This is a genomic window from Nostoc cf. edaphicum LEGE 07299 (assembly GCF_015207245.1).
In the GTDB taxonomy this organism is placed as follows: Bacteria; Cyanobacteriota; Cyanobacteriia; order Cyanobacteriales; family Nostocaceae; genus Nostoc; species Nostoc edaphicum_B.
On sequence record NZ_JADEXF010000644.1, the window covers coordinates 1 to 3580 of the forward strand.

Below are 3580 nucleotides of genomic sequence, written 5' to 3' on the forward strand. Positions count from 1 at the left end.
AGTTAAGCGGTCGAGAAATAGGAAAGCTTCCGTTTTGTACATTAGCTGTTGTTGCTGCTACACCGTTTACAGGTAGTAATTTGATTGGTTCTTTATTGGCGGCGCTATTTTCTGCCGAGCCAATGGAAACATAGCCAATACCATTTGGGTTTCCGGCTACAGTCTTAATTCCTTGCTCATTATCACCAATCACTACTTGTGCTTTGATGTCAGTATTTTTTAGCTTGAAGTAGTGGGTAAATAATTCCAGGGTAGAACGTCCTTCGGCTTTATTAACAACTGTAATTGCCCCATCCTTACCCCCTAGCTGTTTCCAGTTATTCACCTTGCCTGTGTAAATATCTACAATTTGCTTGTCAGTTAGGGATGGCACGGGATTTTCCTGATGGAGAATCACCGTTACTCCATCACGAGCGATGGAAAACGCTTTTAAATCTTTTTCTTCGGGCTTTAAAGCACGGGAAACCATGCCAATATTGGCTACACCTTGACGAGCATCTGCAATACCACGAGAAGAACCGCCTGATTGCACATCAACTCGCACACCGGAATGTTGCGATTCAAACTTTTTGCCAATTTCTGCTGCTAATGGTGCGATCGTACTTGAACCAGTAAGTACCAATTTTCCTTGTAGCCTATTTCCATCATTTGTGACTGCTTGCGGAGGTTGAGAACAACCTTGCAACCAAATGCTTGTCACTAATCCTATTGCGATCGCCGAAATTTGTGAATGTTTCATCTTCTCCCTTTATTTCTATAAATATTCCGGGTTTTAGTTGAACGAGAGAACACAACAGCCGAGGTTTAAAGCCTTGCCTGTAGCTACTTCGACTTGAGGGGCAAGACGATAGAGAAATGCTTTGCCATCTCGCTCCCGCACAACTAATTTGGCTCGACGCAAAACCTGTAAATGATGAGAGAGCAGACTTTGCTCCAAATGCAAAATCGCATTCATCTCTCCCACTCGCTTAGGACTGTCAATCAAAAGTTGTAAAACTGCCAAACGGGTTTCATCTCCCAGTACCTTAAGCTTGTCTACACAATCGATGCTTAAATTTGTACTATTTTGCATTGCCCTAAAAACGATAAGTTTTCCTTATTTTCAGCATAAATAGCAATAATTAGACAGTTGACAATTAAAATTTATTAGCACTTTTCTCACAAATTAGCGTTCATATGAAATTGTATTCATGCTTAGTAGTGTCTCATATTTGGTAACTATCCGGTTCAACTGCAAATATTAATGGATGCTGTTTAGCGATCCAAAAGCACGCTCCCAAGCACTGGCAGAATACTCAAATGTTTCTGAGGCAACAATACAACGCGCTCTGGGCTGGGCGATACTTTTTGGTGTAATGTTACTAGATACAGGATTGGTTGATAATCCAAAGCACGCAATAATGGGAGAGAGAACATTACACCGTGTTTCTCAAGACAGATGACAAATTATGTGAAAGTCAGAGTCAAGGGCAAGTTTTAAACTAACTTCTAGACGATGCTTAATAGATCGTCTAGAAGTCAATACGCTTGGGTTAAGCATTTTTTCTCTTTTCTCTGTTTCCTCTGCGCCTCTGCGGTTCACCTACAACATACGGCTGTTCTAAATAGTGTTCCATCATCGTCTTTAAAAAATGGACAATTCGGAGAATAAATTCATCCTACGTAATTCGGAGTAATCACTTTGTGTCCTGAGAAGGATGCCAGAGAAACGGCTACTTGAGAAGGTAAAATTAGGATTGAATGCTGGACTAATTGCTAATCTAAAATGCCGCATATATTATTAGTGGATGATGAAGCACCCCTACGCGAAAGCCTAACTTACACGCTGCAAAAAGAAGGTTATACAGTGACAACGGCAGCAGATGGGCATAGTGCCATCAAACAGTTTCACAAGGAAGTACCAGATGTAATTTTGCTCGACCTCATGCTGCCGGAGGTTGGCGGCATGGAGGTTTGTTGGCGAATTAGGGCATTTTCGGATGTTCCCATTGTCATGCTGACAGCAAAAGATCAAGATATTGATAAAATTTGGGGCTTGGAAGCAGGAGCTGATGATTATGTAACCAAGCCATTCAACACCCGTGAACTACTGGCGCGGATCAAAGCAGTGTTGCGCCGTCGTTCTGGGGATTAGTTTTAAAGATGATCTGGTTGCCTCGCATCAAACTAAATTCGATTCATGCTCGGCTGTTAGCCACTTACCTGTTACTGATCACCTTGGGAACCTCGGTGATGGCGGGCTATATTCTGTGGTCGTTCCATGCCTACTTCATGCGATCGCGGCAAACAGATTTGGATAACTGGACAGCTGCCTTGAGTGAGAGTGCAGCTGATGCTTTAGAAGAAAAGAATCTGCAACGGGTAGAATTACTGGTAAAGCGGTATGGAGCGCCACAAACTGTGGCGCTTCGCATTTTTGATCAACATGGTCGTCTTCTGGCAACTTCTGACCCACGCCTAGACAAACTGGTTAAAGACTGGTACAAAGTTACGGGAGTATCGGAAGCTCTACAAAATCGTCCGGCGCAAGGAGTCGCAAAAGGGATTTTATCAACTGAAGATCGCCTATACATTGCTAGACCAATTGTGCGTAATGGTCAATTACTGGGCGTGCTACGAATGTCCATGTCTTTAGATCACCTTCAGCGTCAGTTCGCTAGGGTGATTTGGAGTGTTTTGGGAACGCTGGCGCTGACAATCTTGCTATGTGCGCTAATCAGTACTCGCTTTGCTCGGAGTCTCTCAAAACCAATTGAAACTATGCGGAACTTTGCGATCCGCTTAGGTGGTGGTCATTTTGGTGACAAGCTAATTATCCATGAAAACAATGAGTTAGATCAGTTAGCAACAGAGCTAAACCGGATGAGTGAACGCTTGGCTTCCCTAGATCAAGAGCGCCGGGCTTTTCTAGCAAATGTCTCCCACGAACTTCGCACACCCATCAGCAACGTTCAGGTAACGATAGACGCACTCAGAAGTGGCGCTTATGAAGAACCGGAATTGCGCGATCGCTTCTTTCAGACTATTGAGAACGAAATCAAACGCTTATCACGACTGATTCATGACCTGCTCGATCTCGGACGCTTAGAAGCAGGAATTACTCAACTTGAACAGCAAACCTTCTCACTGCAAGGTCTGATTAACCGTGCTGTCAGTGCGATGGAGCCTCGAATGCAAGCTATTGGCGTATCTGTGCGCCTAAACGTGGCTGATTTACAACTACAAGGCGATCCAGAACGGTTATTACAGGCTATTTTAAATGTGCTAGACAACGCTATCAAACATTCAGTACCCGATTCTTTGGTCTTTATTTCTGGGTACAGCGAGAATAAACAAGCAGTTTTGAAAATTCAAGACCAGGGAGCAGGTATCAGTGAGGGTGATTTGCCCCGAATTTTTGAGCAGTTTTATACAACAGACCCTTCACGTAAAGGCAGTAGCAGCGGTTTAGGGTTAGCGATCGCCAAGCGCATTATAGAAGCTCATCAAGGCAGCATTACAGCTAACAGCATCGCCAGCCAAGGCGCAACTTTTATAATTTTCCTGCCCCTAAAAGCGCAGGAATAATAGCTGTCTCTTA

Annotated in this window: 5 protein-coding genes; 3 read left to right on the forward strand and 2 right to left on the reverse strand. The window is 43.7% G+C overall.

Going from position 1 to position 3580, the window contains the following annotated elements; translation table 11 throughout:
- The coding region (locus tag IQ229_RS18250; protein ID WP_194046146.1) for a phosphate ABC transporter substrate-binding protein at positions 1 to 739 on the reverse strand (739 nt) is incomplete at its 3' end.
- 33 nt (positions 740 to 772) lie between these two features.
- The gene (locus tag IQ229_RS18255; protein WP_194046148.1) at positions 773 to 1072 is read right to left on the reverse strand and encodes an ArsR/SmtB family transcription factor; all 300 of its coding nucleotides are present in this window, start codon (positions 1070 to 1072) and stop codon (positions 773 to 775) included.
- Positions 1073 to 1247: 175 nt separating this feature from the next.
- On the opposite strand from IQ229_RS18255, the gene IQ229_RS18260 reads away from it, so the two are divergent.
- The 3 genes from IQ229_RS18260 (at position 1248) to IQ229_RS18270 (ending at position 3567) form a co-directional block, all read left to right on the forward strand.
- Complete coding sequence (locus tag IQ229_RS18260) at positions 1248 to 1442, forward strand: hypothetical protein (protein WP_194046150.1); 195 nt, start codon at positions 1248 to 1250, stop codon at positions 1440 to 1442.
- Positions 1443 to 1765: 323 nt separating this feature from the next.
- Positions 1766 to 2134 (forward strand): response regulator transcription factor, encoded by a 369-nt coding sequence (locus IQ229_RS18265; protein WP_190897174.1) that lies wholly within the window; start codon positions 1766 to 1768, stop codon positions 2132 to 2134.
- An 8-nt stretch (positions 2135 to 2142) separates the two neighbouring features.
- On the forward strand, positions 2143 to 3567 hold the full coding sequence (locus IQ229_RS18270; protein ID WP_194046152.1) for a sensor histidine kinase: 1425 nt from the start codon (positions 2143 to 2145) through the stop codon (positions 3565 to 3567).
- Positions 3568 to 3580 lie beyond the last annotated feature (13 nt).